This is a genomic window from Afipia sp. GAS231, from assembly GCF_900103365.1.
Lineage (GTDB): Bacteria > Pseudomonadota > Alphaproteobacteria > Rhizobiales > Xanthobacteraceae > Bradyrhizobium.
Map to the genome: position 1 here is coordinate 3552496 of NZ_LT629703.1, position 25459 is coordinate 3577954.

Consider the following 25459-nt stretch of genomic DNA (forward strand, 5'->3'; position numbering starts at 1 on the left):
CCCACCCCAACCCTCCCCCGCAAGCGGGAGAGGGGGCAGAGCTTGCCGTGTCGATAGTCTGTGCAAAACACCCGGCCGCCATGTGACCGAGACTCGCGCAACAAACCCGGTGGATTCCCTCTCCCGCTTGCGGGGTCCGAGGCGAGCGGAGCTCGCTCTCGAGGTTAGGGTGGGGGTGCTCAATCCGAACGCGATGCCAGTTGCGCCCCTCACTTCTTCTTGCCCTTCAGGATATCGCCGACCTGCGGCACGTCCTTGTCGCCGCGGCCGGAGAGGTTGACCACCATCAGATGATCCTTCGGCCGCTTCGGCGCGAGGTCCATGACTTTGGCGATGGCGTGCGCCGGCTCCAGCGCGGGAATGATGCCTTCCAGCCGCGACAGCAATTGAAATGCCGCCAGCGCCTCGTCGTCGGTCGCCGACAGATACGTGACGCGGCCGGTTTCGTGCAGCCAGGAATGCTCCGGGCCGATGCCGGGATAATCGAGCCCCGCCGAGATCGAATGCGCGTCCTGGATCTGGCCGTCGTCATCCATCAAGAGATAGGTGCGGTTGCCATGCAGCACGCCCGGCCGGCCGCCGGCGATCGACGCCGCATGCAGCTGCGTGAGACCATGACCGGCGGCCTCGACGCCAAAGATTTCGACGGAGGGATCGTCGAGGAAGGGATGAAACAGGCCCATCGCATTGGAGCCGCCGCCGATGCAGGCGATCAGCGAATCCGGCAAGCGTCCCTCGGTCTCCTGCATCTGCTTGCGGGTCTCGATGCCGATGATCGACTGGAAGTCGCGCACCATCATCGGATAGGGATGCGGGCCGGCGACGGTGCCGATGCAGTAGAAGGTATTGTGCACATTGGTGACCCAGTCGCGGAGCGCGTCGTTCATCGCATCCTTGAGCGTGCGCGAGCCGGACTGCACCGGGACCACCTTGGCGCCCAGCATTTCCATGCGGATCACATTGGGCTGCTGCCGTTCGACGTCGACCGCACCCATGTAGACGATGCATTCGAGCCCGAACCGCGCGCACAGCGTCGCGGTGGCGACGCCATGCTGGCCGGCGCCGGTCTCGGCGATGATGCGCTTCTTGCCCATCCGGCGCGCGACCATGATCTGGCCGAGCACGTTGTTGACCTTGTGCGAGCCGGTATGGTTGAGCTCCTCGCGCTTGAAATAGATCTTCGCGCCGCCGAGATGCTCGGTCAGGCGCTCGGCGAAATACAGCGGCGAGGGCCGGCCGACATAGTCCTTGAGATAGCCGTTCATCTCGGCCTGGAACGACGGATCGGCCTTGGCGTCGGCATAGGCCTTTTCGAGATCGAGGATCAGCGGCATCAGCGTTTCCGCGACGAAGCGGCCGCCGAAGATGCCGAAATGTCCGCGCTCGTCGGGACCGCTGCGGAAGGAATTGGGCAGGTTTGGATTCATCGGACCATCAGCTCTTCGGTGGCGCGCGCGGCGCGAATAAATTTCAGGATCATCTCGGGATCCTTGATGCCCGGCGCACTTTCGACGCCGGAGGATACGTCGACGCCGCCGGCGCGGGTGACGCGAATGGCCTCCGCGACGTTGTCGGGGTTAAGGCCGCCCGAGACCATGAAGGGCAGTTTGAGATCGAGCTTTTCCAGCACGTGCCAGTCGAACACGGCGCCGAGCCCGCCGGGGCGGGTGGCGTCCTTTGGCGCGCGGGCATCGAACAGGATTCGGTCGGCAACGCCGGCAAAGCCTGGCAGCACGGCGAGATCGGCCGACGTCTCGACCGCAATCACCTTCATGACCGGTAGGCCGAACCTGGCCTTGATGTCGCGCACGCGTGCGGTGGTTTCCTTGCCGTGCAATTGCAAGAGATCCGGCTGCAGGGTTTCGACGATATTGGAAAGCGTCGCGTCGTCGGCATCGACCGTCAGCGCCACCTTGGTGGCCCGGCCCTTGGCCTGCTTGCCGAGCGCGCGCGCGACCTCGAGGCTGAGGTGGCGCGGCGACGGCGGGAAGAACACGAAACCCACCATGTCGGCACCAGCCCCCAGCGCGACGTCGAGCGTCTCGCGCGTGGACAGGCCGCAAATTTTGACAAGCAGGGACATGGTCTCTCGGGGTGGCTTGCAAGCCGCGATGGCCGGTTTGGAACGGAGCTTAGGGGGCGGGTTCTACAACGTCGCGCCCTGCTTGTCTCGCCCGGCGGCCCCGTAAATCCCGCGCGGAGCCAGCGCCGGAAGCCGCTCGGGCTGGCCCCGGGAGGCCGCTGCAGCTGCCCGCAAATCGGCGGCCTCAGACCGGGCCCTGCGGGCGTCGGCCTCGTGCTGGCGCGCTGCGCGGCGCCAGTGGCGCTGCCGGAACCAGGTCGCCATGCCGCCCGCCGCGACCCCCAGAATGGCGACCACAACGATCACCAAAAATAGCGGCAGCGTCACCGCGACCGAGGGATCGGCGGAATTGAACGGATCGAACGACACCGTCACCAGATGGCGATTGGCGACGGCGAAGACGACAAGGAGGATGAATATCGGAATGACGACCAGCGCCGTGAAGAACTTTCGCATGACCATCTCTCGTCGTGATGGAGATCGGCAGAGCCGGCTCTCGTCAGGCCCCGCAACGCGGCTACAGATCGTCCAGGCCCAGCGAGCCTTGAGCCTGAGCCTTACGCGCCGGCCTCGGGCGAGGAGCCGCCCTCGCGGTTCAGCCGCTCCCGCATTTCCTTGCCGGTCTTGAAGAACGGCACGCTCTTCTGGTCGACCGGCACATGCGCGCCGGTGCGTGGATTGCGCCCCGCGCGCGCCGGACGATGCTTGACCGAGAAGGCGCCGAATCCGCGCAGTTCGACACGGTCGCCGCGCGCCAGGGCAGCCACGATCTCATCGAGGATCGCGTTCACAATGTTCTCCACATCCCGCTGATAGAGGTGCGGGTTGTGCTCGGCGATGCGCTGAACAAGCTCGGATTTGATCATCGAAACTGGGATCCACGGTCGTGCGGTTGTCCATTTCCGTGAAAATGCCTTGAACTGTCAAGACGCTAAATCAATTTTGGACGTCGCGAAATGACGTGACAAACCGCCCGGAAGGGGGTTGGGGCAATACTCGCAATGCGGGAGAATCGTCCCGCACTGCTCCCACACGGCTCAATTGGAGGCCGCGGGCCGCCACAAAGCCAGCATCCCGTCGAGCCGGAGCTGGTCGACCGCCTGGGCTACACCGGCCTGCTCGATTTGCCGCGCGACGGTGCCCAGACCGAGGGCATCGAGCGCGATGGAGGCGGCGGTCCGCAGGAAGGTCAGGTCGCCGAAGCGCGGGCTGAGCTTGAAATCGCGTACCGGCAGGTCGCTCTTGACCTTCTTTTCGGCCACCAGCCAGGCGACCGCGGCTTTTTCGTCGCCGAGCTGATCGATCAGCTTCAGTTCCACCGCCTGGCGGCCGGTAAAGACACGTCCGTCCGCGACCTTTTCGAGCAATTCGTCATCCATGCCGCGCCGTTCCTTCACGAGGCCGCGGAACCAGGCGTAGGAGTCCTTCACCAGCGCGTCGAGGGCCGCGCGCGCTTCCGGGCTGGTCGGCTCAAACCCGTTCGGCGCAGCCTTTAGCGGCGAGGATTTCACTTCCTCGACCTTGACGCCGACCGTCTTCAGCAACTCGGTGAAATTCGGGAACTGAAACAGCACGCCGATCGAACCGACCAGCGAACTCTGTTGGGCGATGATTCGATCGGCCGCGATCGCCGCGATATATCCGCCGGACGCCGCCAATCCTTCGACCACCACGACCAGCGGCTTCTTGGCCTTCAGGCGCACCAGCGCATCATAGAGCTGCTCGGAGCCGGCCGTGGTGCCACCGGGCGAATTGATATGCACGATGACGGCGGCGGCCTGCGACTTTTCCAGCCGCTCCAGCGCCTCGACGCGCTCCTGATCGCTGCGGATCAGACCCTCGATGTTGACGCGCGCGATCGATCCCGACGAGGTCAGCGAAGCGCGGCCGCCCGGTGTCGCGACCAAGCCTACGGCTATGACCGCCGCGATTGCGACCACGGCGGCGAAGACGCGCCAGAACGTCAGCTTGCGGCGGATCCTGCGGCGATCGACGATCACGTCTGAATCGAGCGACATCGAAATTCTCCCAAAGTATCCCGCGCGTTTTGCATTCGCAGCGCTAGCGAAGTGTTATCCAGATACATCAATTGCGATGCAATATGAAGAAAACAAGGCCCTCTTACTTCCTTCTCCCATCGAAGTCGGATCTATCCGACTTCGACATTTTAGGACGCCCAACTCGGGTATACCCGAGTTGGGATGGGAGAAGGTGGCGCGAAGCGAAGGCGGATGAGGGGTCTCTATCCGCGGAGACAGACCCCTCACCCATCGCCTCACTGCGTGAGGCGCCACCCTCTCCCACAAGGAGAGAGGGGAAGAGCACACCGCCACCCCCAAAAACAAAAAGGCCCCGGTCGAAACCGGGGCCTGATGTCTTGGACAATAAGCCTGACGCTTACTTGTCGCGGTTCTTCAGCGCGGTGCCGAGGATGTCGCCCAGCGTCGCTCCCGAATCGGAGGAGCCGTACTGCGCGATGGCTTCCTTCTCTTCGGCTACTTCCAGCGCCTTGATCGAGACCTGCACCTTGCGGGCCTTCTTGTCGAACTGGATCACGCGGGCATCGACCTTTTCGCCGACGGCGAAACGTTCGGCACGCTGATCGTTGCGATCACGGGCAAGCTCGGAGCGCTTGATGAAGGTGGTGAAGTCGGTGCCCGAGATCTTCACCTCGATGCCGGCTTCCTTCACTTCGAGCACTTCGCAGGTCACGACCGCGCCCTTCTTGACGTCGCCCGGCTCGGCGAAGGGGTCGCCTTCGAGCTGCTTGACGCCGAGCGAGATGCGCTCCTTTTCGACATCGACGTCGAGCACCACGGCCTTGACCATGTCGCCCTTCTTGAAGTTGTCTATGACCTGCTCGCCCGGAAGCTTCCAGTCGAGGTCGGACAGATGGACCATGCCGTCGACGTCGCCTTCGAGGCCCAGGAACAGACCGAACTCGGTCTTGTTCTTGACTTCGCCTTCGACGGTGGAGCCGACCGGGAACTTCTCGACGAAGACTTCCCAGGGATTGCGCATGGTCTGCTTGAGGCCGAGCGAGATGCGGCGCTTGACCGAATCGACTTCGAGAACCTGCACTTCGACTTCCTGCGAGGTCGAAACGATCTTGCCGGGGTGCATGTTCTTCTTGGTCCACGACATTTCCGAGACGTGGATCAGGCCTTCGATGCCCGGCTCCAGTTCGACGAACGCGCCGTAGTCGGTGATGTTGGTGACGCGGCCGGTGAAGCGCGCGTTCAGCGGGTACTTCGCCTCGATGCCCTGCCACGGATCGTCCAGCAACTGCTTCATGCCGAGCGAAATGCGGTGGGTCTCGTGGTTGATCTTGATGATCTTGACCTTCACGGTCTGGCCGATGGTGAGCACTTCGGTCGGGTGGTTGACCCGGCGCCATGCGATATCGGTGACGTGGAGCAGGCCGTCGATGCCGCCGAGGTCAACGAACGCACCGTAATCGGTGATGTTCTTGACCACGCCGTCGATCACCTGACCTTCTTCGAGGTTCTGCACCAGTTCCTGGCGCTGCTCGGCCCGGGTCTCTTCGAGAACCGTGCGGCGCGACACCACGATGTTGCCGCGGCGGCGATCCATTTTCAGAATCTGGAACGGCTGCGAGTTGTTCATCAGCGGTGCGACGTCGCGGATCGGACGGATATCGACCTGCGAGCGCGGCAGGAACGCCACTGCGCCGTCGAGGTCGACCGTGAAGCCGCCCTTGACCTGGTTGAAGATGACGCCGTGAACCTTCTCGTTGTTGTTGAAGGCCTTCTCGAGCTTGCCCCAGCTTTCCTCGCGGCGCGCCTTGTCGCGCGACAGCACGGCTTCGCCGAGCGCATTCTCGATCCGGTCGAGGAACACCTCGACTTCGTCGCCAACCTTGAGATCGCTTTCGCGGCCGGGTCCTGCGAACTCGCGCAGCGCCACGCGGCCTTCGGTCTTCAGGCCGACGTCGATGACGGCCATGTCCTTTTCAATTGCAACTACCTTGCCCTTGATGACGGAGCTTTCCTGCAGATTGCCGCCGGCGAAGGACTCGTCCAGCATCGCAGCGAAATCGTCGCGGGTAGGATTATAAGAAGCAGCAGTCGAAGCCATTTGTTCTCCAGATGCGGGGATCGCCGGCCAGTCGGGTTAAGGGCATATCGCGCGTGAAGTGTCAGGGATCCGCAAACCCTGACGACCGCTCTTTGCGGGAGTGCGCAAAAGCGGGCCGGCAGCTTGCCTGCACGTTCGATACGTTGATTTATCCGGGGCCTGAATATCGACTTCAAGAACCTGGAGCGGGACATTCCTCCAATGACGGCAGGGGCTAAAACCTCCTGCCGGCCCGCTCGGACAGCCCTGATCTCATCGATGGCGGCCCGGATGGCGCTGGATATAGCCCCAAGGGCCATTTTCGGCAAGCCGGAAATGGCCGATTTACGGGCCCTTAAGGCTGACAGGGGCTGAACATCCGCGGCATTAACCGGTCGTTTCAACGGCTTGTTGACCGCATTCCGCGAATGGCAGGGGACCTGGGATTTACGGAACCCGGCCTTAAGCACGCCCCCACACAATGGCACCGTTATAAAAACAGGGGGAGTACCGTTATGAAGAGCTTTATCGTGCTGACGGCCGTCGCCGTCCTGACTATCGGAAATGCCATTGCCGCGATGCCCGGCGCCGCCGGCTCCATGCGCACCTTCTCTGCCGACCAGCCCATCGTCAGCATGGCCGAGCAGGAACTGCCGTTCGACCGCTACTGGTCCAAGAACTGATCAGCGACTGATCAGCGCGCTCCGCGCTTAGCGCGGACGGCTTCGACGATCGCGATGGCGGCGGCAACGCCGCCTTCGATGTCGAGACTTGAATTGTCCAGGATATGCGCGTCGGCGGCCGCCTTCAGGGGGGCCGCCGCACGATTCCGGTCCCGCTCATCGCGGCGGATGATGTCGGCCAGCACCAAGGCTTCGTCGGCCTCTTCGCCGCGCCCGCGCGCTTCGAGCGTGCGGCGACGTGCGCGCACCTCGGGGTCCGCGACCACAAAAATCTTCACATCGGCATTCGGACAGATCACCGTTCCGATATCGCGCCCGTCGAGCACCGCACCCGGCGGATCGGCCGCGAACTGCCGCTGAAAGCTGACCAGCGCATCGCGCACGCCGGGAATCGCCGACACCACCGACGCGGCATCGCCGATCCGTTGCGACTTCAATTCGGGATGACCGAATGCCTGGGGATCGAGCGCCATCGCGGCGGCCACCGCGCGGGCTTCGTCGGTCAGTTCAAAACCCTGGTCCAGCAGCATCTTGGCGACCGCGCGATAAATCACGCCGGTGTCGAGGTGGCGATAACCGTAGTGAAGGGCGAGCCGCTTGCCGAGCGTGCCCTTGCCGGACGCAGCCGGTCCGTCGATGGCGATGATCATGCTGTCCTATGACTCGGATGAATGAAGGCCGCGCGCCCGTCGTAGCGGTCTTTCTTCGGTGAAAATGTTGCGCGAGGCAAATTCAGCGGGGCTACTGAAACTCAGGAATTCGCGCATCGCATCCGTGGGATTGGCTACCGTGAACCACGGCTGATCGAGGTATCGCGCGCGATCTCCAACCCAATGCGGTACACGGCCCAACTTTCGTTGCTTCGCCAGATATTCAGCCATCGCACCCACTAAGGCATCCAGTTTTTTATCGCCCGTCAACGCCGGCTCTTGTTCGATTGTGATGTAACGCGCCTCGATTGTTTGTGCGAGATCGAATGTATCGACAAACTGCGCCAGCACGACATCCTGTGAAGCGCCGCTCTGAATTCTCGCAACGGCTTCGGCAAGCGTGTTCGGACGCATCAAAGCCTCCTCAGCTAGGAAAAATCAGCCCCCAGCGATCGCATCATCGGGATGAAATCCGGGAACGACGTGGCGATGAAGGCGGTGTCGTCCACCTTGACCGGCTTGTCGGAAGCAAGCCCCATCACCAGTGCCGACATCGCGATGCGGTGATCCATGTGGGTGGCGACAATGCCGCCGCCCGGCACATGGCCGCGGCCTTCGACGATCAGATCGTCGCCGGAAACCTCGACCTTGACGCCGTTGACGCGCAGCATGTCGGCGGTCGCTTCCAGACGGTCGGATTCCTTGACGCGCAATTCCTGCAGGCCGCGCATGATCGTTGTGCCTTCGGCGAACGCGGCCGCGACCGCCAGCACCAGATATTCGTCGATCATCGAAGGCGCGCGCTCCGGCGGCACCTCGACGCCGCGCAATTTGGAGGCGCGCACGCGCAATTGCGCCATCGGCTCACCGGCGTCGCCGCGGACCTCGCTTTCCTCGATCGACGCGCCCATCTCGCGCAGCGTCGTGAACAGACCGGTGCGCAGCGGGTTGGTCATGACGTCTGTGAATACGATGTCGGAGCCTTCGACGATCAGCGCCGCCACGATCGGGAACGACGCCGACGACGGGTCCGCGGGCACCACGACCTCGGCGCCGTGCAGTTCGGGCTGGCCGGTGAGCGCGATTTTGCGCCCGTGGCTGCCTTCATTCGTGGAGACGATCTCGGCGCCGAAATGCTTGAGCATCAGTTCGGTGTGGTCGCGGCTGGCTTCCTGCTCGATCACGGTGGTGACGCCGGGTGCTGCGAGTCCCGCCAGCAGCACCGCCGATTTGATCTGGGCGGACGCGACCGGCGTCCGGTACAGGATCGGCAGCGGATCGCGGGCGCCGTGCAGCGTCAGCGGCAGGCGGCCACCCTCTTTGGCCTCGCCGGTTTTGGCGCCCATCAGTTCGAGCGGATCGAGAATCCGCCGCATCGGACGGGTGCGGAGCGAAGCGTCGCCGTCAAACACCGCCGTAATCGGGCAACCGGCCACCGCCCCCATCACCAGCCGGCACCCGGTGCCGGAATTGCCGAAATCGAGCGGTGCAGCCGGCTGGGCGAAGCCGGCGACGCCGACGCCGCGGACCGACCAGGCAAACGGCCCTGTTCGTTCGACCTTGGCGCCCAGCGCCTGCATCGATTTGGCGGTATTGAGGACGTCTTCGCCCTCGAGCAGGCCCGAAACCCGGGTTTCGCCGACCGAAAGCGCCCCCAGAATGAGGGCCCGGTGCGAAATCGACTTGTCGCCGGGAATGCGGACTTTACCGGTCAGGGCACCGCTGGCGCGGGATTCCAGCGGGGTCGGGGCGGTTGAATGGGTCAAGATTGTGTCCTCTGCGCCGGGGGCAGTATCACATGAGCCACACGGCGTCACGCGGCCGGCAAATGCTTCAAACCGCTATTGACACCGGCCCCTCAACTAGCCAAGTGAAGCACCGTTTTTCAGAAATTCCCAGGATTCCACACGTGGCCAAATCCGATCTCGGAACCAAACGTATTTGCCCGACGACGGGTAAGAAGTTCTATGACTTGAACAAGACTCCGGTGATTTCGCCCTATACCGGCGAGGTTGTGCCGATCGCGCCGGTGGCGCCGCCGCGGGCCGCCCGTGGCGATGCCGCGCGCGCCGCTGCCGCCGCCAACGCCGCTGTCGACACGCCGGAGCCCGCAGAGGCCGAGGAATTGGTGTCGCTGGAGGAAGCCGACGCCGAGGAGACCACCGGCAAGGTCAAGGCCGTGGTTCCCGAATCGGAAGACGATATCGAGATCGACGAGACCATCGAGGACGATGACGACGACGATTCGACCTTCATTGCCGACGAGGAAGAGGGCGATGAGGACGTGACCGACATCATTGGTGACGTCGGCGGCGACGAAGAGACTTGAGATCGGCCCTGAACTGTGGTTCAGGGTCATGCCCGCACGCCAACTGATTTGAGGCGTGCGACAGGTTACGGGGCCATAGCTCAGCTGGGAGAGCGCTTGCATGGCATGCAAGAGGTCGGCGGTTCGATCCCGCCTGGCTCCACCACGCTTCGCCCTTCGGGCTTCGCGTGGCGCAGCCACGAGATGCCCGAAGGGCGAGGCGTGGTGCCCGGCGTAGCCCGAAGGGCGAAGACGGGCTGGTAAACGTACCCTGATCTAGTTTCGCCCTCGGATACGATGCGCACGTATGTGGTACGTCTACATCATCCGCAGCATCAATTTTCCCGAGCAAGAGTACATCGGCGCCACCGCGGACTTGAAACGCCGACTACCGGAACACAACGCCGGCAAATCGGCGCACACCGCGAAATTCAAGCCTTGGGAATTGGTGTGGTACTGCGCCTTCCCAGACAAGTACAAAGCGCTGGCCTTCGAGAAATACCTCAAATCTCACTCCGGCCGCGCCTTCGCCAAAAAACGCCTCTGACCGGCCCGCCCTACTCCCCCAGCGCCGCATTCAACCGATCACGCAACGCCACGATCTCATTCTTGATCGCCGACAATTCCCCGAGCGAACAGGCCGAACTCGCCAAAATCCCCTCCGGCACCGCCCTGGCTTTTTCCTTCAACGCCTGCCCCTTCGGCGTCAGCGCGATCAGCACCTGGCGTTCGTCCGCGGTGCTGCGGGTGCGCTTGATGAGGTCGGCCGCCTCCATTCGTTTCAGCAGCGGCGTTAGCGTCCCGGAATCCAGAAACAGCCGCTCGCCGATGTCCTTGAGCGGCACGTCGTCACGCTCCCATAACACCAGCATGACCAGATATTGCGGATAGGTCAGCCCCAAGCGATCGAGCAGCGGCTTGTAGACACGGTTGAACGCATGCGCGGTCGAATAGACCGCGAAGCAGATTTGATTGTCCAGTTGCAGCGGCCAGTCCGCCGCCGGTTTCCGTGCCATGATGTATCCTCGAACCGCCCGATCAGCCTTGCGGCCCATTGTGGGCCAGGGCGTCCCGGCATTCAATTGCGAACAATTAAATGTGAGCCAATGATTTATATATTGCACACAATCTAATTGTCTGCAATATATACGGCGTCGAAACGGCAAACCCAAAGGGAGATGACCATGTCCGTGAACGTGCTCTACAAGACCAGCGCCAAGGCGACCGGCGGCCGCGATGGCAGCGCTGCGACCCTCGACGGATCGCTCAACGTCAAGCTGACCACCCCGAAGGAACTCGGCGGCGGCGATGGCGCCGGCAACAATCCCGAGCAACTGTTCGCGGCCGGCTATGCCGCCTGCTTCATCGGGGCGATGAAATTCGTCGCCTCCCAGGGCGGCCCCAAGGTACCTGCTGACGCCTCGGTGACCTCCACGGTGGGAATCGGACCGCGTTCGGCCGGCGGTTTTGGCCTCGACATCGACCTCGCCGTCTCGCTGCCCGGCCTTGCCCGTGCGGACGCGGAAGCTCTGGTCGAGAAAGCCCACCAGGTGTGCCCCTATTCCAACGCCACGCGCGGCAATGTGGATGTGCGCCTGACGGTTGTGTAACGACATTCCGGATGGCCCGCCGCTGATAGCGGCGGGCCATTTTCCGCGTCGCGGATCGGCGCAGCATAGGGCCGTGCGCCCGAAACCATTGCCGCCACGCGCGAAGACCGCTAGCTCAGGAATTCCATTATTGTCCTGAGCGAAGGTTGTTTCCATGAGTTCTGAAGCGGCTCCCGGCGCGATGACCGGCCTGCGCGTGGTCGATCTCACGCGCGTGCTCGGCGGCCCCTATTGCACGCAAATCCTGGCCGACCACGGCGCCGACGTGATCAAGGTCGAGCCGCCCGCCGGCGACGAGGTGCGCGACTGGGGCCCTCCGTTCCACGACGAAGACGCGGCCTATTTCGTCGGTATCAACCGCAACAAGCGTTCGATCGGGCTCGACCTCGCCTCCGAGGGCGGCCGCGCGGTGCTGATGAAGATGCTGGAGACGGCCGACGTCCTGATCGAGAATTTCAAGCCGGGCACGCTCGACAAGTGGGGCATCGGCAACGACGTGCTGCGCGCGAAATTTCCACGGCTGGTGCACTGCCGGATTTCCGGCTTCGGCGCCGACGGCCCGCGCGGCGGCAATCCCGGCTATGACGCGATTATCCAGGCCATGACCGGCATGATCGCCGCCACCGGCTCGCCGGAAAGCGGCCCGATGCGCATCGGCGTGCCCGTCGTCGACATCACGACAGGGCTCTATGCCGCGATCGGCATCCTGATGGCGCTGTCGGAGCGGCAGCGTTCAGGGCTCGGCCAGTTTCTCGAGACAACCCTGTACGAGACCGGGCTTGCCGTCATGCATCCGCATGCCGCGAATTATTTCATGCACGGCAAGCCGCCGAATCTTACCGGCAACGAGCATCCCAACCTGGTGCCGTACGCGACCTTTCCGACCAAGACCGACAACATCTTCATCGGCGTCGGCAATGACGGCACCTTCCGCAAGCTGGCCAAGGAGATCGGCAAGCCCGAACTCGGCACCGATCCGCGCTTTGCCCGCAACAAGGACCGCATCGCCAACCGCGATGCGCTGCGCGCCGAACTCGCGGCGGTGTTCAGCCAGTACGAGGCCGAGCCGCTGTGCAACCGCCTGCTGGCGGCCGGCCTGCCTGCAGGTCCGGTGCAGAAGATCGACCAGGCATTGACCAATCCGCACACCATCCATCGCGGCGACGTCATCGCCAAGGATTGGTACAAGGGTGTCGCCTCCCCGATCCGGCTCGACCGGACCAAGGCGAGCCTGCGCCGCACGCCGCCGAAATTCAGCCAGCACACATCCGAGGTGCTGGGCGAGTTCGGCTATTCCAAGAGCGAAATCGAGTCCCTGATCGCCAAGGGCGCGGTCTGCGGATCCGAGCGCAAGCGCTGATCGTTGTCGTCCCTGCCTAGTGCGCAATTGCGCACGGGGGCAGGGACCCATACGCCGAGGCTTTTGCTTTGGGCACTATGGCAATCGCCTCTGCCCACACGCCGGCCGGTGGCTATGGGCGCCTGCGCCCGTGCGCAATTGCGCACTAGGCAGGGGCGACAGGGACTTGGCCTATTTGACGGCTTCCCTCGCCGCCCGCTTCCCCAATACTGTGCTTTCGCTTATACGGTCATTTATACGTCATCCGGCGCTGTTATCGCGCGAAACGAAGATGACGGCCCCAACCCGGAGGAATTTGATGGCATTTCGACAATTCGGCGCAGCTGCGGCAGTTACTGTTGCGCTGGCGCTCGCAACGCCGGCCTACGCTGTGACCGAAATCCAGTGGTGGCACGCCATGACTGGCGGCAACAACGACATCGTCAACAAGCTTGCCGCGGATTTCAACGCCAGCCAGCCCGACTACAAGGTCGTCCCGACCTTCAAGGGTAGCTATCCCGACACCATGAATGCCGGCATCGCCGCGTTCCGCGCCGGCACCGCGCCGCACATCATTCAGGTGTTCGAAGTCGGCACCGCCACGATGATGAGTGCCACCGGTGCCATCAAGCCGGTCTACCAGTTGATGAAGGACGCCGGCGAGCCGTTCGACCCCAAGAACTATCTGCCGGCGATCACCGGTTACTACTCGACCTCGAAGGGCGACATGCTGTCGTTCCCCTTCAACTCGTCGTCGATGGTGATGTGGATCAACAAGGACGAATTGAAGAAGGCCGGCGTCGCCGAGATTCCGAAGACCTGGCCCGAAGTGTTCGACGCCGCCAAGAAACTGAAGGCGGCCGGCCACGCCACCTGCGGCTTCTCCAATGCCTGGGCGACCTGGGCACATATCGAGCAGTTCTCCGCCTGGCATAACGTGCCGATCGGCACCAAGGCCAACGGGCTCGACGGTTTCGACACCGTTCTCGAGTTCAACTCGCCGCTGCATGTCAAGCACCTGCAGAATCTGATCGATCTGCAGAAGGACAAGACCTACGACTATTCCGGCCGCGAAAACAAAAGCGAAAACCGCTTCGCTTCCGGTGAATGCGCGATCTTCCTGACCTCGTCGGGTTATTACGCCACCGCCAAGAGCACCGCCAAGTTCGACTTCACCTCGGCGCCGATGCCCTATTATCCCGAAGCCAAAGGCGCGCCGCAGAACTCGATCATCGGGGGTGCCTCGCTGTGGGTGATGGGCGGCAAGAAGCCTGAAGAATACAAGGGCATCGCAAAGTTCTTCACGTTCCTGTCCGACACCGACCGCCAGGCCAAGCTGCACCAGGAATCCGGCTACCTGCCGATCACCAAGGCGGCCTATGAAAAGACCGTCAAGGACGGCTTCTACGACAAGAACCCGACGCTGCAGACGCCGCTGAAGGAACTGACCAACAAGGAACCAACCACGAATTCGCGTGGCCTGCGCTTCGGCAACATGGTGCAGATGCGCGACCTCTGGGCCGAGGAAATCGAGGCGGCCCTGGCCGGCAAGAAAACCGCCCAGGAAGCGCTGGATGCGGCGGTCGCACGTGGCAATGCCATGTTGCGCACGTTCGAAAAGACGGCAAAGTAACAGCAGGCCAAAAGCTCCCTCTCCGCCCGGAGAGGGAGCGTCTCCTTGCATCACACAGCGTGTTGAATGGAAAAGTCCGTCGTCTTCAACAACAAGCTGCTTCCCTATCTGCTGCTGGTGCCGCAGCTCATCATCACGTTCGTATTCTTCTACTGGCCGGCGAGCCAGGCGGTCTGGCAGTCGTTCCAGCGCGAGGACGCGTTCGGCCTCAATACCGAATTCGTCGGCCTGGAGAATTACCAGACGCTGTTCGCCCAACCCGAATATTACGCTTCGATGCTGACGACGCTGGTGTTCTCCTCGCTGGTCGCCGCGTTGTCGCTTTCGATCGCGCTGCTGTTCGCAACCCAGGCCGACAAGAACCTGAAAGCCGCCGGCGCCTACAAGACCCTGATGATCTGGCCTTATGCGGTGGCGCCCGCGGTCGCCGGCGTGCTCTGGATCTTCATGTTCCACCCCACGCTCGGCACGCTGGCGCGGCCGCTGCGCTGGATGAATTTCGACTGGAATCCGCTGCTGAACGGCAATCACGCCATGGTGCTGGTGGTGATGGCCGCGGTGTGGAAGCAGATCTCCTATAACTTCCTGTTCTTTCTCGCAGGCCTGCAGTCGATCCCGAAGAGCGTGCTGGAGGCCGGCGCGATCGACGGCGCCGGCCCGATGCGCCGGTTCTGGACCATTGTTTTCCCGCTGCTGTCGCCGACCACCTTCTTCCTGCTGGTCGTCAACGTTGTCTATGTCTTCTTCGATACGTTCGGCATCATCGACGCCGTCACCAGCGGCGGCCCGGCCGGCGCCACCACCACCATGGTCTACAAGGTGTTTGCCGACGGCCGGCTCGGCGGCGATCTCGGCGGCTCGGCCGCGCAGTCGGTGGTCCTGATGGTGATCGTGATCGCGTTGACTGCGGTCCAGTTCAAGTACGTCGAACGCAAGGTGCAGTACTGATGGTCGAGCACCGCCCGCTCACCGACATCATCGCCTATGCGATCCTGACGCTGGGCGTCTTCATCGTCGCCTTTCCGGTCTACGTCGCGCTGATCGCCTCGACCCATGACGCCGCCACCGTGGTCGGCGGCAACATGCCGCTGACGCCGGGCGGCCATATGCTGGAAAACTACTACCGCGCGGTTTTCGTCGGCGGGTCGCGCGCCAGCCAGGAGCCGGTCGGGCGCATGCTGCTGAATTCGTTCATCTCGGCAACCGGGATTGCGCTCGGCAAGATCTTCATTTCGGTACTCTCGGCCTATGCAGTGGTGTATTTCCGCTTTCCGTTCCGGAAAGCCGCGTTCTGGATCATCTTCGTCACGTTGATGCTGCCGGTCGAAGTGCGCATCTACCCGACCTACAAGGTGGTCGCCGACCTGCACATGCTCGACACCTATGCCGGGCTGATCCTGCCGCTGATCGCATCAGCCACCGGCACGCTGCTGTTCCGGCAGTTCTTCATGACGATCCCGGAAGAGCTGCTGGAAGCGTCACGCATCGACGGCGCGGGGCCGTTCCGGTTCTTCTGGGATACGTTGCTGCCATTGTCGGTGACAACGATCGCGGCTTTGTTCGTGATCCAGTTCATCTACGGCTGGAATCAATATCTGTGGCCGCTTTTGATCACCACGCAGGATTCGATGCAGACCATCGTCACCGGCATCAAGAGGATGCTGTACACGACAGACGAACTCGCCGAATGGCAGCTCGCGATGGCAACCGCCATTCTGGCGATGCTGCCGCCGGTCGCCGTCGTCGTGTTCATGCAGCGGCTGTTCGTGCGCGGATTGGTCGAGACGGAAAAATGAGGAAGCGAGTCGCCGCTCATGGCTAACGTAACGCTGCGCAACGTCCGCAAGACCTATGCCGGGGGTTTTGAGGCCATCAAGGGCATCAACTTCGACGTCGGCGACGGCCAGTTCTGCGTGCTGGTCGGCCCGTCCGGCTGCGGCAAGTCGACGTTGCTGCGCATGGTCGCGGGACTCGAAACCATCTCCGGCGGCGAGATCGATATCGGCGGTCGCGTCGTCAACCAGATCGAGCCGGCCGAGCGCGATATCGCGATGGTGTTCCAGAACTATGCGCTGTATCCGCACATGACGGTCTACAACAACATGGCCTACGGCCTGCGCAACCGCGGCATGAAGGAGCCCGAGATCGACACCCGCGTGCAGGAAGCCGCGCGTATTCTCGAACTCGGCGCCATGCTCGACCGCAAGCCGCGGCAATTGTCCGGCGGCCAGCGCCAGCGCGTGGCGATGGGCCGCGCCATCGTGCGTCAGCCAAAGGTATTTCTGTTCGACGAGCCGCTGTCGAACCTCGACGCCAAGCTGCGCATCGCGATGCGGGTCGAGATCCGCAAGCTGCAACGCCGCCTGAGCACGACCTCGATCTATGTTACCCACGACCAGCTCGAAGCGATGACGCTGGCCGACATTCTTGTCGTCATGAACGGCGGCCAGGTCGAGCAGATCGGCAATCCGCTCGACATCTACCAGAAGCCCGCGACCACCTTCGTCGCTTCCTTCATCGGCGCCCCGCCGATGAACCTGATGCCGCTGCGATCGGATGAACTCAAATCGCAACTGGCCGGCGACAGCCGTCTCAATGAGGCCGGCATCCTCGGAATCCGGCCCGAGGATTTTGTCATTTCGAACGAGAATGTGGCCGGCAGCGTCGTGCTCGGCCTCACCGTGGAAGCGATCGAGCGCGTCGGCGCCGAAACCTTCATCTACGGCACGCGGCAGAAAGACGCGCCGGAGATCGCCGCCAACCCCGGCGAACTGCCGCCGGGCGAGGTGATCGTGCGGATTCCCGGCGCGATCGGCCCTGCCATCGGCGAGCGAATCAGGGCGGTGGCCGCACCCGACAAGTTGCATCTGTTTACCGCCGACGGCCGCAAGCGGGTGGGCGGGTAGACAGGGAATCTTAGGGTTCCGGGTTTATCGCTGCGCGATGCCCGGAACGACGGAAACCGCCATCCGCGGCTGATTTACGCAGCTTCCTGAGGGACTTGAAGCCTCCTCAAATCACCCCCATATTGCTCATTGACCGGGTAGCAGATCCGCCGGCCGGTTGCATGGGGTGCCGCAAGGGCCCCTCAAAGTCGCTTCGAGAGGACTTTGTGATGTCTCGTGTTCCTTCGTTATCTAGTCCGTTCCTGCTTGGGTTCGACGAAATCGAGCGTGCGCTCGATCGCGTCGTCAAAGGCGCCGACGGTTATCCTCCCTACAACATCGAGCGCTGTGATCGCGCCAACGGTCAGCCTGAACGTTTGCGCATCACGCTGGCGGTGGCGGGATTTACCCGTGACCAACTCGATGTAACCATTGAGGAAAACCAGCTCGTGATCCGGGGCCGCCAGCAGGACGACAAGGCCCGGCAATACATCCATCGCGGCATCGCCGCGCGCCACTTCCAGCGCACCTTCGTGCTGGCGGAGGGGATGCAGGTGCTGGGCGCGGATCTGAAAAACGGGCTGTTGTCGATCGACCTGGCCAGGCCGGAGCCTGAAAGGGTCGTTAAGACAATCGCTATCAATGAGCACGAATAATAGGAACCAGTAGCGGACTCGACCGCTTAATCTGACTGAAGGAGTCGAGACCATGAGTGAAGTGAGTGTGACGTTCGAACCGGAAAGGGTTTCCATCGAGGCGCTGGCCCATCTTGGTGAAGGCCATATCGCCTACGTGAAGCAGGTCCGTTCCGAGGACGTGCCGGGGCTTTTCCCCCAGGCGCCGAAGATCGCGCCGGGACTGAAGCTATTCGCGCTGCATGCCGCCGACGGCACCCCGATCATGCTGACCGACAGCCGCGAAGCGGCCGTCGCCAACGCCTGGAGCAACGAGCTTCAAGCCGTCAGCGTGCACTGAGGGTGGCTGCGGCGCCTAGCGCCGCGACAGGAATTCGCGATACGCGGGCATGCTCCCTTGACCGGGAAGCGCCCGCGTATTTTTTTGCCTTCGTGAAGGCTACCTACACGCACGGTAGACCTGTCGCCAAGAGATCGCATGAATCACGAAATACATTCCGTCGCCGCAGCGGAGGTTTCGCAAACGCAGCCGCTGGGACGAACGCTGCTCGCGCTCAACAACGCGCATGCGCGAGAGCTATCCTGGCTGGAGCCGGCACGGCTTGAAGACCTCGTCCGCGAGGCGTTGGTGGCGCGACGCATTGGGGAGCTCGACGCCTTCCTGCTCGCGTTCGACCAGGACGCCCGTTACGACAGTCCCAACTTCCTCTGGTTTCGCGCGCGCTATCCGCGCTTCGTCTACGTGGACCGCATCGTGGTCGCTTCGTCAGCGCGCGGACGCGGCTGCGCGCGAAGGCTCTATGACGACCTGTTCGAACACGCCAGTCGCATGGGGCACGACCGCGTCGTCTGCGAGGTCAACCAGAACCCGCCAAACCCGGCATCCGACGCTTTTCATGCGGCATTGGGTTTCGCCGAGGTCGGCGTCGCGAGCGTCTACAATGGCAGCAGAACGGTACGGTATCTGTCGCGCGATCTGACCGGGTAGCGGCACCCGCCGGTTCGCTTTGCGCCGCTCGCCGACGGCACATGCTGACCGACAGCCGCGAGGCGGCCCGCGCTTTTTTCAAAGCCCTTATGAGGGCACGCCCGGGCTGCCTGATCGATCGGCCAGCCGCGCGCGAATGTCCGGCTTCAGGGGCGGGCTCAATTGGTCAGCGCAACACTCTAGTCTTTTAGCAAAGATGGAGTGTGGACATGAAACAGCGACGTCGCATTTATTACTCGGCGGCTCAGCGGTCCGAGATCTGGGATCGCTGGCAAGCCGGCGAGCCAATGAGTTCAATCGGGCGCCGGTTTGACCGGGAGTCCTCTTCTGTCTTCTCTGTGATCTCGCCAACGGGTGGCATCCGCCCTCCGGATCGGTGCCGAGCCAAACAGGCGCTCAGCCTTTCTGAACGAGAGGAGATCTCTCGATGGCTTAGCATGCGCTGCTCGCTGCGATCGATCGCGCGCCACTTGGGACGATCTCCGTCAACCATCAGCCGTGAAGTCCAGCGCAATGGCGGGGCGGATCGCTATCGGGCTGCCGGGTCCGATCAGGCCGCCTGGGATCGGGCGCGGCGTCCGAAGCTTTGCAAGCTGGCTTGCCGTCCGTTCCTGAGGCGGACAGTATCGACCCTGCTGCGGCGGCAATGGTCACCCGAGCAGATTGCCGGCTGGCTAAAACGCACATATCCGGTGGAGCCTCAAAAGCAGGTGTCACACGAGACGATCTATCGCAGCCTGTTCATTCAGGCGCGTGGCGTGCTGAAAAAGGAGCTTCTTGAGCACCTGAGGGCGAGGCGCACGGTCCGCCGATCCAGGCACGCCAGCATGAAGCGGAACGGGCTCGGCCAGATCAAGAACGCTGTATCCATCAGCGAACGACCGCCGTCGGTCGACGATCGTGCGGTCCCCGGTCATTGGGAAGGCGATCTGATCGGCGGGTCGAGAAATAGCTATATTGCAACGCTTGTGGAGCGTCATTCGCGCTACGTGATGCTGGTCAAGGTTGCTAACAAGGATACAGAAAGCGTCGTCTCGGCACTGATCAAGCAATCGCAGCGATTGCCTGGCGAACTTTACCGGTCGCTGACCTGGGACAGAGGCAAAGAGCTTGCCGACCATCAGCGCCTGACATTGGCCACCGAGGTCGAGGTCTATTTTTGTGACCCTCGGTCTCCTTGGCAGCGCGGCTCAAGCGAAAACACCAACAGATTGCTGCGCCAGTACCTTCCGCGGGGTACCGATCTGTCCTTGCACAGCCAAGCCAAGCTCAGCGCCATCGCACGGCAGCTCAATGAAAGGCCTCGAAAGACCTTGCTCTATCAGACCCCAGCTGAGAAGTTCGCAGAATGTGTTGCAGCGATCAGTTGAACCCGCCGGACTTTCCCGACCTTGGATCGCGGAAGGTCGTCCCAGATTTCGATCTGCTTCGGCGTCTTGATACTGCCGACCCGCTGCTTGACGAAGGCGGCCAGCGCTGACGCATCGATGCTGTGGCCGGCGCGAGGCTGCACCACCGCGACGATCCGCTCGCCCCATTTGTCATCGGGCAGGCCGATCACGGCGCAGTCCTGCACCGCCTCATGGGCCCGCAGCGCGTTCTCGACTTCGATCGAGTAGACGTTGAAGCCACCAGTAATGATCATGTCCTTGGCGCGGTCGACGATATACAGGTAGCCGTCGCCATCGATGTAGCCGATGTCGCCGGTGTGGTGCCAGCCGTGCGCCGAAGCCTCCGCCGTGGCCTCGGGATTTTTGTAGTATCCCTCCATGACCAGCGAGCCGCGCACCACGATCTCGCCGCGCTCTCCCTCAGGCAACAGATTGCCATCGGCATCCATGATCCCGGCCTGGACCAGCGGGCTGATCCGCCCGGCCGAGGACAGCCGCTCCATCGCGACCGTGCCGTCGGGATGGTAGTGCGCGTCGGGCGCCATCATCGAGATCATCATCGGCGCTTCGGTCTGCCCGAAAAGCTGTGCCATCGGCCCGATTCGCCGCAACGCCTCCGCAAGCCGCGCGGCCGATATCGGCGCCGCGCCATACCAGAAGCATTGCAGCGAGGAGAGTTTCGCGGAATCGAGCTTCGGATGATCGAGCAGCATGTAGATCACGGTCGGCGGCAGGAACGTGTGGGTGACGCGATAGCGCTCGATCAATTCGAGGAATTCGCCGATATCGGGGTGGTGCATAATCACGATGCGGCCGCCGAGCGCCATGATCGGGAAACAGAGCACGCCAGCGGCATGGGTCAGCGGCGCCAGCGCGAGATAGACCGGGCGGCCCTTGAACGGGTATCCCATCAGCGTCAGCGCGGTCATGGCCTCGATGTTGCGCCCCGACAGCATGACGCCCTTGGGCTTGCCGGTGGTCCCGCCGGTGCCCGGGATCATCGCGAGGTCGTCGACCGGCGCGCGCTGATAATGGTCGTCGGCGACGCCGGACAGCCAGCTTTCGAATGAGCGCGCGAACGGCAGCTCGGCATCGAGGCAGACCAGCGCGCGCAGCTTCGGCAGTTCGGAGCGCACCGCTTCGACCATCGCGGCGAAGCTCGAATGAAACAGCAGCAGGCTGCAGTCGAACTGGTCGAGGATGAACCTGTTCTCGGCTGCCTCGTTGCGCGGATTGATCGGACACCAGACCGCACCTGCGCGCGAAATGCCGAACACGCAGGCAAAGGCGAGCGGGTCGTTGCCGGAGAGGATCGCAACTTTCTCCCCGGCCGCGATATCAGATCCAGCGAGCCCGCGCGCGATCCGGCAGCTCAGCCGCTGCACCTCGCGATAGCTGAGGTCGCGTCCGTCCATGGTCAGGCAAGGCGCGTCGGCGCCCAGCGACGCGCCTTTGTCGAGGTAATCGATGAAGCGCATGATCAATCCTGTTGGGCAAAGGCGGGTGGCGCGGGGCCGCACCACCCGCGATCAACTCAGTCGTGCACGGTCACGATCGGCTTGCTGACCAGCCCGAAGCTGCGCAACTGGCCGAGCAGTTCGCGATACCCGAACGCCTGGCATCCCGATGCAAAGCCGGTCCGCTTCGGCGGCTGTTGCAGCAGCGCGAACGCCGCATAGGCCTGCAGCATGCCGGTCTGCTTGTAGTTGCAGTTGCCGTGGATCACGCAATGCGCACGACCGAGCGGCCCGGACGCGTAGACCGAATCGATCGAGGTGTTGATGCGCGGATTCTCGCGTGGCGGCATCGAGGCCTGCAAGGTGGCGGCGATGTCGGCGAGCGCCTTTTCCTGCTCCGCCGGCGGCAACGGCTTGATCTTCTCCTTCACCATCTGCGTGGTCTGCACCACGCCTTCCATCACCGGGCGGGCGAGAACGCCGCCGAGCACCCGGCAGTTGCTCACGCGCGGATCGTTCTTGAACCAGACTGGATGCGCGGTGCCGCCCCACGGCACCGCGATCGCGGTCTCGTGCTGGCCGGGCACCACGACGTCGGCGCGCGCGGTGACGTCCCATTCGACGAACTTGTTCTGCTCGAGGTAGTACCAGTTCGCCTTGAGGATGGTGAAAATCGTCTGCGTCGAGGCGTAAGTCGGAAAGCCCTTCCAGAACACCAGGATGTCGAGGGTGTCGAGGCCCGGCGTTTCCAGGCAAATGTTGGCGGCGATTTCGCCGGTGGTGTACATCTGCGCGAGGTTCGGCGACAGCAGCAGGCCTTTCTCGGCGAACTTGGCGCCCCAGCGCTCCTGCGCGTGCAGGACCCAGTCCTGCTCGCCCGTCGTGTCGGTGTAGTGGCAACCAGCCTGCAGCGCGGCCTCCACGACCTCCGATCCATGCTTGATGAACGGGCCGACCATGTTGCTGACGACCCTGGCTCCCCTGAACAGTTTTGTCAGTGCCTCGACCGTATGCTCCACGCCTACGACTTCGTAGTCGGCGGTCTCGATGCCGGGGATCTTCTCCACCACCGCCTTCACCTTGGCGGCATCGCGGCCCGCGGCAATGAAGGGGATGTTGTACTCGCGCAGGTACTCGCAGACCAGGCGGCCGGTATAGCCGGACACGCCGTAGACGACGACGGGCTTCTTCTCACTCATGTCGTATCCTCCGAAATGATTTTCTGTTTGGCTCGTTGTTACATGCCCATGCCGCCGTCGACCGGCAGTCCGATGCCGGTGATGAAGCGCGCCTCGTTCGAGCACAGGAACACTGCGGCGTCGCCGATGTCGCTGACCTCAGCGAGGCGGCCGAGCGGGGTTTGCTCCACCACCGAACCCACCGCTGCGTTGACGTCAGGCGCGAGCCCGACCTTGACGATGTCATTGGCGAGCTGCAGGCCCATGTCGGTCGGTATCAAGCCCGGATAGATGCAGTTGACGCGCACGCCGTAGCCGAGCTTGCCGGCTTCCATCGCCCCGACCCGCGTCATGCGGTCGACCGCGGATTTGGTGCCCGAATAGACCGCGATGCTCGGAAAGGCGATCGTTGCCGCGACGGAGGCGATGTTGACGACCGCGCCGCCCTTGCCGGCGGCGCCGCCGGGCCGCATCGCGCGGAAGGCGTGCTTCATGCCGAGCACGGTGCCGACGATGTTGACGTCGCACATCCGCCGCGCGTCCTCGGCCCTGACCTCGCTGACCAGAGAGGTGATCTCGATGCCGGCGTTGTTGATGAGGATGTCGTAGCCGCCGAGCGTGGAGACCGTCGCGGCCACGGCCCTCTCCCATTGCGCGTCATCGGTGACGTCGAGCTGGACGAATCCTGTCGCGACGCCTTCCTTGGCGATGGCCGCAGCGCTGGCCTTGCCGGCGTCGTCCAGGATGTCGCCGATCATGATCGAGGCGCCGGCCCGTGCCAGCGCTTGCGCAATCGCAGCGCCAATCCCTCGGGCGCCACCGGTGACCAGGGCTTTCTTGCCTGCAAGGCTCTTCCCACTCATGACGTACTCCTCCGTTGCTGGTGATTGATCGTTGCTGGTGATTGATTGGTGCTGCGGCTGATCCGCGGCGCAGCCCGGCACTGCACGGCTTCGCGCGGTCGCGGCCATCGGTGCGGGCCTTGGGCCGCACCCAGCGAAACATTCCTCCCCGATCGGACATCTTGACGACTGTCCAAATTATTTTTCCGAGCCTCGGCCAAAATCTTGACACTTGTCAAGAACGAATTTGACAGTTGTCCAAGGAAGTGGTTGTGAGGAGATGGAGCTATCAGCCGTCGGCGCGGTATAAGCCGTTGAAAGATCGGGGCTGAGGAAAGGGATGTGATGGCGCGGCAGGCGACGGGGGCGGCCCAACGGGTCGCGGTGGCGGCCGAGACACTGCGCGACGAGAAGTTCAATGCGCGGCGGATCGAGCTTGCCGAGGCCGCGCTGGAAACACTCGGAGAGCTTGGCTTCGCGCGCACCAGCCTGCGCGAGATCGCACAGAATTCCGCGTTCACGCACGGCGTCTTTCACTACTATTTCAGCGACAAGCTCGACCTGATCTGCTGCTGCGTCCGCCACTACAAGGCCAAATGCGTGACGCGATATGACGAAGTGGTCACTACGGCAAAGAGCCGCGACGAATTGACCGAGGGCTTCCTCGCCAAGCTTGCGGCGACGCTACGGGACGAAGCCCGCATGCACCGGCTTTGGTACGACCTGCGCTCGCAGGCGATGTTCGAAGCCGCGTTTCGCAAGGACGTGCTCGAGATCGACAAGAGCCTGGAAGCGATGATCTGGCGCATCGCTTCCCGCTACGCCGAGCTCGGCGGCAAACGGCCGGCGTCGTCCCCCGCCGCGCTCTATGCGCTGCTCGACGGCCTGTTTCAGAGTGCGTTGCTCAAGCACCTCGCAGGCGACGAGACAGCGGTCCCCGACATGCTCGACGAAGTCAGGCGCCTGCTGCCGACGATCTGCTAGAGCGTTTTCAAGCGAAGTGGTCGCCGGTTCGCGTAAAGAAAACGCGTCAAAGCAAGAGAGTTGAGCCCGGTTCTGATTCAATCAGAACCGATAAGGCTCTAATGACTGCGACCAGCGGGCTGCGAGGAAACGCGCGGACGCGTCGCGGCTGGCTTCTCTTTAATGGTGATCGCACCGAACGCGAAACGTTACGCCGCGCTGGCCGGCGGCAGCGCCAGCACCGAATAGATCGCCTGGGCGTCGCGCGAGGCGCGCAGTTTCTTGGCGACATCCTGGTCGCGCAGCAGGCGTGCGATCCGCGCCAGCGCCTTTAGGTGGTCGGCGCCAGCGCCTTCCGGCGCCAGCAGCAGGAAGATCAGATCGACCGGCTGGCCGTCCATGGCCTCGAAGTCGATCGGACGTTCGAGCCGGGCAAAGAATCCGAACAGCTTTTCGAGTTTGGGCAGCTTGCCGTGCGGGATGGCGACGCCATAACCGACGGCAGTGGTGCCGAGCTTCTCGCGCTGCAACAGCACCTCGAACACCGAGCGCTCGTTCTGCCCGGTCAGGGTCGCAGCCCGCGCCGCCAGTTCCTGCAGCGCCTGTTTCTTGCTGATGACCTTCAATGCGGGGAGAATCGCCTCGGGTGCGACCAGATCGGTAATCGTCATGGGGCGTTCCGAGGTGAATTGAACCGTCAGGTTGCGAGATAGGATTTAGAACCGTGGCGTCAAGAA

General features: G+C 63.1%; 28 protein-coding genes and 1 tRNA gene. 15 read left to right on the forward strand and 14 right to left on the reverse strand.

What is annotated here, in order from left to right:
• Positions 1 to 209: 209 nt before the first annotated feature.
• The 6 genes from trpB to rpsA all read right to left on the reverse strand — a co-directional run bounded on the left by trpB (position 210) and on the right by rpsA (position 6181).
• On the reverse strand, positions 210 to 1427 hold the full coding sequence (gene trpB / locus BLS26_RS16745) for a tryptophan synthase subunit beta (RefSeq protein ID WP_092512896.1): 1218 nt from the start codon (positions 1425 to 1427) through the stop codon (positions 210 to 212).
• Positions 1424 to 2083, reverse strand: coding sequence for a phosphoribosylanthranilate isomerase (locus tag BLS26_RS16750; RefSeq protein WP_092512898.1), 660 nt, complete (start codon positions 2081 to 2083; stop codon positions 1424 to 1426). Before BLS26_RS16750 ends, trpB begins: the two co-directional genes overlap by 4 nt.
• 63 nt (positions 2084 to 2146) lie before the next feature.
• Positions 2147 to 2539, reverse strand: a complete 393-nt coding sequence (locus BLS26_RS16755; RefSeq protein WP_092518130.1) for a lipopolysaccharide assembly LapA domain-containing protein — start codon at positions 2537 to 2539, stop codon at positions 2147 to 2149.
• A gap of 101 nt (positions 2540 to 2640) precedes the next feature.
• Complete coding sequence (locus BLS26_RS16760; protein WP_092512900.1) at positions 2641 to 2949, reverse strand: integration host factor subunit beta; 309 nt, start codon at positions 2947 to 2949, stop codon at positions 2641 to 2643.
• Positions 2950 to 3120: 171 nt separating this feature from the next.
• A complete protein-coding gene (gene sppA, locus BLS26_RS16765; RefSeq protein WP_092512902.1) occupies positions 3121 to 4101 on the reverse strand; it encodes a signal peptide peptidase SppA in 981 nt (326 codons plus the stop codon).
• A gap of 379 nt (positions 4102 to 4480) precedes the next feature.
• Positions 4481 to 6181 (reverse strand): 30S ribosomal protein S1, encoded by a 1701-nt coding sequence (gene rpsA, locus BLS26_RS16770; RefSeq protein WP_074272187.1) that lies wholly within the window; start codon positions 6179 to 6181, stop codon positions 4481 to 4483.
• A 494-nt stretch (positions 6182 to 6675) separates the two neighbouring features.
• Here rpsA and BLS26_RS35775 point away from each other — a divergent pair, with 494 nt between their 5' ends.
• Positions 6676 to 6843: a hypothetical protein gene (locus tag BLS26_RS35775; RefSeq protein ID WP_157676470.1), complete on the forward strand. Its 168-nt coding sequence runs from the start codon at positions 6676 to 6678 to the stop codon at positions 6841 to 6843.
• 11 nt (positions 6844 to 6854) lie between these two features.
• On the opposite strand, the gene cmk is transcribed toward BLS26_RS35775, so the two are convergent.
• Genes cmk through aroA form a run of 3 tightly spaced genes read right to left on the reverse strand, consistent with a single transcriptional unit; the run spans position 6855 to position 9259 of the window.
• Positions 6855 to 7493 (reverse strand): (d)CMP kinase, encoded by a 639-nt coding sequence (gene cmk, locus BLS26_RS16775; protein ID WP_092512904.1) that lies wholly within the window; start codon positions 7491 to 7493, stop codon positions 6855 to 6857.
• Between the two features lie 6 nt (positions 7494 to 7499).
• Complete coding sequence (locus BLS26_RS16780; protein WP_092512906.1) at positions 7500 to 7907, reverse strand: hypothetical protein; 408 nt, start codon at positions 7905 to 7907, stop codon at positions 7500 to 7502.
• Positions 7908 to 7921: 14 nt separating this feature from the next.
• On the reverse strand, positions 7922 to 9259 hold the full coding sequence (gene aroA / locus BLS26_RS16785) for a 3-phosphoshikimate 1-carboxyvinyltransferase (protein WP_172804619.1): 1338 nt from the start codon (positions 9257 to 9259) through the stop codon (positions 7922 to 7924).
• 143 nt (positions 9260 to 9402) lie between these two features.
• Here aroA and BLS26_RS16790 point away from each other — a divergent pair, with 143 nt between their 5' ends.
• The 3 genes from BLS26_RS16790 to BLS26_RS16800 all read left to right on the forward strand — a co-directional run bounded on the left by BLS26_RS16790 (position 9403) and on the right by BLS26_RS16800 (position 10348).
• Positions 9403 to 9822, forward strand: a complete 420-nt coding sequence (locus BLS26_RS16790; RefSeq protein ID WP_092512910.1) for a TIGR02300 family protein — start codon at positions 9403 to 9405, stop codon at positions 9820 to 9822.
• 69 nt (positions 9823 to 9891) lie between these two features.
• Positions 9892 to 9967: transfer RNA gene (locus BLS26_RS16795), tRNA-Ala, on the forward strand.
• Between the two features lie 141 nt (positions 9968 to 10108).
• Positions 10109 to 10348, forward strand: a complete 240-nt coding sequence (locus BLS26_RS16800) for a GIY-YIG nuclease family protein (protein WP_092512912.1) — start codon at positions 10109 to 10111, stop codon at positions 10346 to 10348.
• Between the two features lie 10 nt (positions 10349 to 10358).
• Here BLS26_RS16800 and BLS26_RS16805 read toward each other — a convergent pair whose 3' ends face one another.
• On the reverse strand, positions 10359 to 10817 hold the full coding sequence (locus BLS26_RS16805; RefSeq protein WP_092518131.1) for a MarR family winged helix-turn-helix transcriptional regulator: 459 nt from the start codon (positions 10815 to 10817) through the stop codon (positions 10359 to 10361).
• 168 nt (positions 10818 to 10985) lie between these two features.
• On the opposite strand from BLS26_RS16805, the gene BLS26_RS16810 reads away from it, so the two are divergent.
• The 10 genes from BLS26_RS16810 to BLS26_RS16855 all read left to right on the forward strand — a co-directional run bounded on the left by BLS26_RS16810 (position 10986) and on the right by BLS26_RS16855 (position 20261).
• Positions 10986 to 11411: an organic hydroperoxide resistance protein gene (locus BLS26_RS16810; RefSeq protein WP_092518132.1), complete on the forward strand. Its 426-nt coding sequence runs from the start codon at positions 10986 to 10988 to the stop codon at positions 11409 to 11411.
• A gap of 154 nt (positions 11412 to 11565) precedes the next feature.
• Complete coding sequence (locus BLS26_RS16815; RefSeq protein ID WP_092512914.1) at positions 11566 to 12771, forward strand: CaiB/BaiF CoA-transferase family protein; 1206 nt, start codon at positions 11566 to 11568, stop codon at positions 12769 to 12771.
• 298 nt (positions 12772 to 13069) lie between these two features.
• A complete protein-coding gene (ugpB, locus tag BLS26_RS16820; RefSeq protein ID WP_092512916.1) occupies positions 13070 to 14383 on the forward strand; it encodes a sn-glycerol-3-phosphate ABC transporter substrate-binding protein UgpB in 1314 nt (437 codons plus the stop codon).
• A gap of 66 nt (positions 14384 to 14449) precedes the next feature.
• Positions 14450 to 15331 (forward strand): sn-glycerol-3-phosphate ABC transporter permease UgpA, encoded by an 882-nt coding sequence (ugpA, locus tag BLS26_RS16825; RefSeq protein ID WP_092512918.1) that lies wholly within the window; start codon positions 14450 to 14452, stop codon positions 15329 to 15331.
• A complete protein-coding gene (gene ugpE / locus BLS26_RS16830; RefSeq protein ID WP_092512920.1) occupies positions 15331 to 16179 on the forward strand; it encodes a sn-glycerol-3-phosphate ABC transporter permease UgpE in 849 nt (282 codons plus the stop codon). The genes ugpA and ugpE overlap by 1 nt, the downstream gene beginning before the upstream one ends.
• A gap of 18 nt (positions 16180 to 16197) precedes the next feature.
• Positions 16198 to 17289 (forward strand): sn-glycerol-3-phosphate import ATP-binding protein UgpC, encoded by a 1092-nt coding sequence (locus BLS26_RS16835; RefSeq protein ID WP_092512922.1) that lies wholly within the window; start codon positions 16198 to 16200, stop codon positions 17287 to 17289.
• A 209-nt stretch (positions 17290 to 17498) separates the two neighbouring features.
• On the forward strand, positions 17499 to 17924 hold the full coding sequence (locus BLS26_RS16840; protein ID WP_028347911.1) for an Hsp20 family protein: 426 nt from the start codon (positions 17499 to 17501) through the stop codon (positions 17922 to 17924).
• Between the two features lie 52 nt (positions 17925 to 17976).
• On the forward strand, positions 17977 to 18243 hold the full coding sequence (locus BLS26_RS16845) for a DUF1150 domain-containing protein (RefSeq protein ID WP_092512924.1): 267 nt from the start codon (positions 17977 to 17979) through the stop codon (positions 18241 to 18243).
• Between the two features lie 138 nt (positions 18244 to 18381).
• On the forward strand, positions 18382 to 18891 hold the full coding sequence (locus BLS26_RS16850; protein WP_092512926.1) for a GNAT family N-acetyltransferase: 510 nt from the start codon (positions 18382 to 18384) through the stop codon (positions 18889 to 18891).
• A gap of 209 nt (positions 18892 to 19100) precedes the next feature.
• The gene (locus tag BLS26_RS16855; RefSeq protein WP_092508156.1) at positions 19101 to 20261 is read left to right on the forward strand and encodes an IS30 family transposase; all 1161 of its coding nucleotides are present in this window, start codon (positions 19101 to 19103) and stop codon (positions 20259 to 20261) included.
• On the opposite strand, the gene BLS26_RS16860 is transcribed toward BLS26_RS16855, so the two are convergent.
• Genes BLS26_RS16860 through BLS26_RS16870 form a run of 3 tightly spaced genes read right to left on the reverse strand, consistent with a single transcriptional unit; the run spans position 20213 to position 23780 of the window.
• On the reverse strand, positions 20213 to 21760 hold the full coding sequence (locus tag BLS26_RS16860; RefSeq protein WP_092512928.1) for an AMP-binding protein: 1548 nt from the start codon (positions 21758 to 21760) through the stop codon (positions 20213 to 20215). The genes BLS26_RS16855 and BLS26_RS16860 overlap by 49 nt on opposite strands.
• A gap of 56 nt (positions 21761 to 21816) precedes the next feature.
• Positions 21817 to 22938 (reverse strand): DUF5938 domain-containing protein, encoded by a 1122-nt coding sequence (locus BLS26_RS16865; RefSeq protein ID WP_092512930.1) that lies wholly within the window; start codon positions 22936 to 22938, stop codon positions 21817 to 21819.
• A 38-nt stretch (positions 22939 to 22976) separates the two neighbouring features.
• On the reverse strand, positions 22977 to 23780 hold the full coding sequence (locus BLS26_RS16870) for an SDR family NAD(P)-dependent oxidoreductase (RefSeq protein ID WP_092518133.1): 804 nt from the start codon (positions 23778 to 23780) through the stop codon (positions 22977 to 22979).
• A 324-nt stretch (positions 23781 to 24104) separates the two neighbouring features.
• On the opposite strand from BLS26_RS16870, the gene BLS26_RS16875 reads away from it, so the two are divergent.
• Positions 24105 to 24743: a TetR/AcrR family transcriptional regulator gene (locus BLS26_RS16875; protein ID WP_092512932.1), complete on the forward strand. Its 639-nt coding sequence runs from the start codon at positions 24105 to 24107 to the stop codon at positions 24741 to 24743.
• 188 nt (positions 24744 to 24931) lie between these two features.
• Here BLS26_RS16875 and ptsN read toward each other — a convergent pair whose 3' ends face one another.
• Positions 24932 to 25393 (reverse strand): PTS IIA-like nitrogen regulatory protein PtsN, encoded by a 462-nt coding sequence (ptsN, locus tag BLS26_RS16880; RefSeq protein WP_092512934.1) that lies wholly within the window; start codon positions 25391 to 25393, stop codon positions 24932 to 24934.
• Between the last annotated feature and the right edge of the window lie 66 nt (positions 25394 to 25459).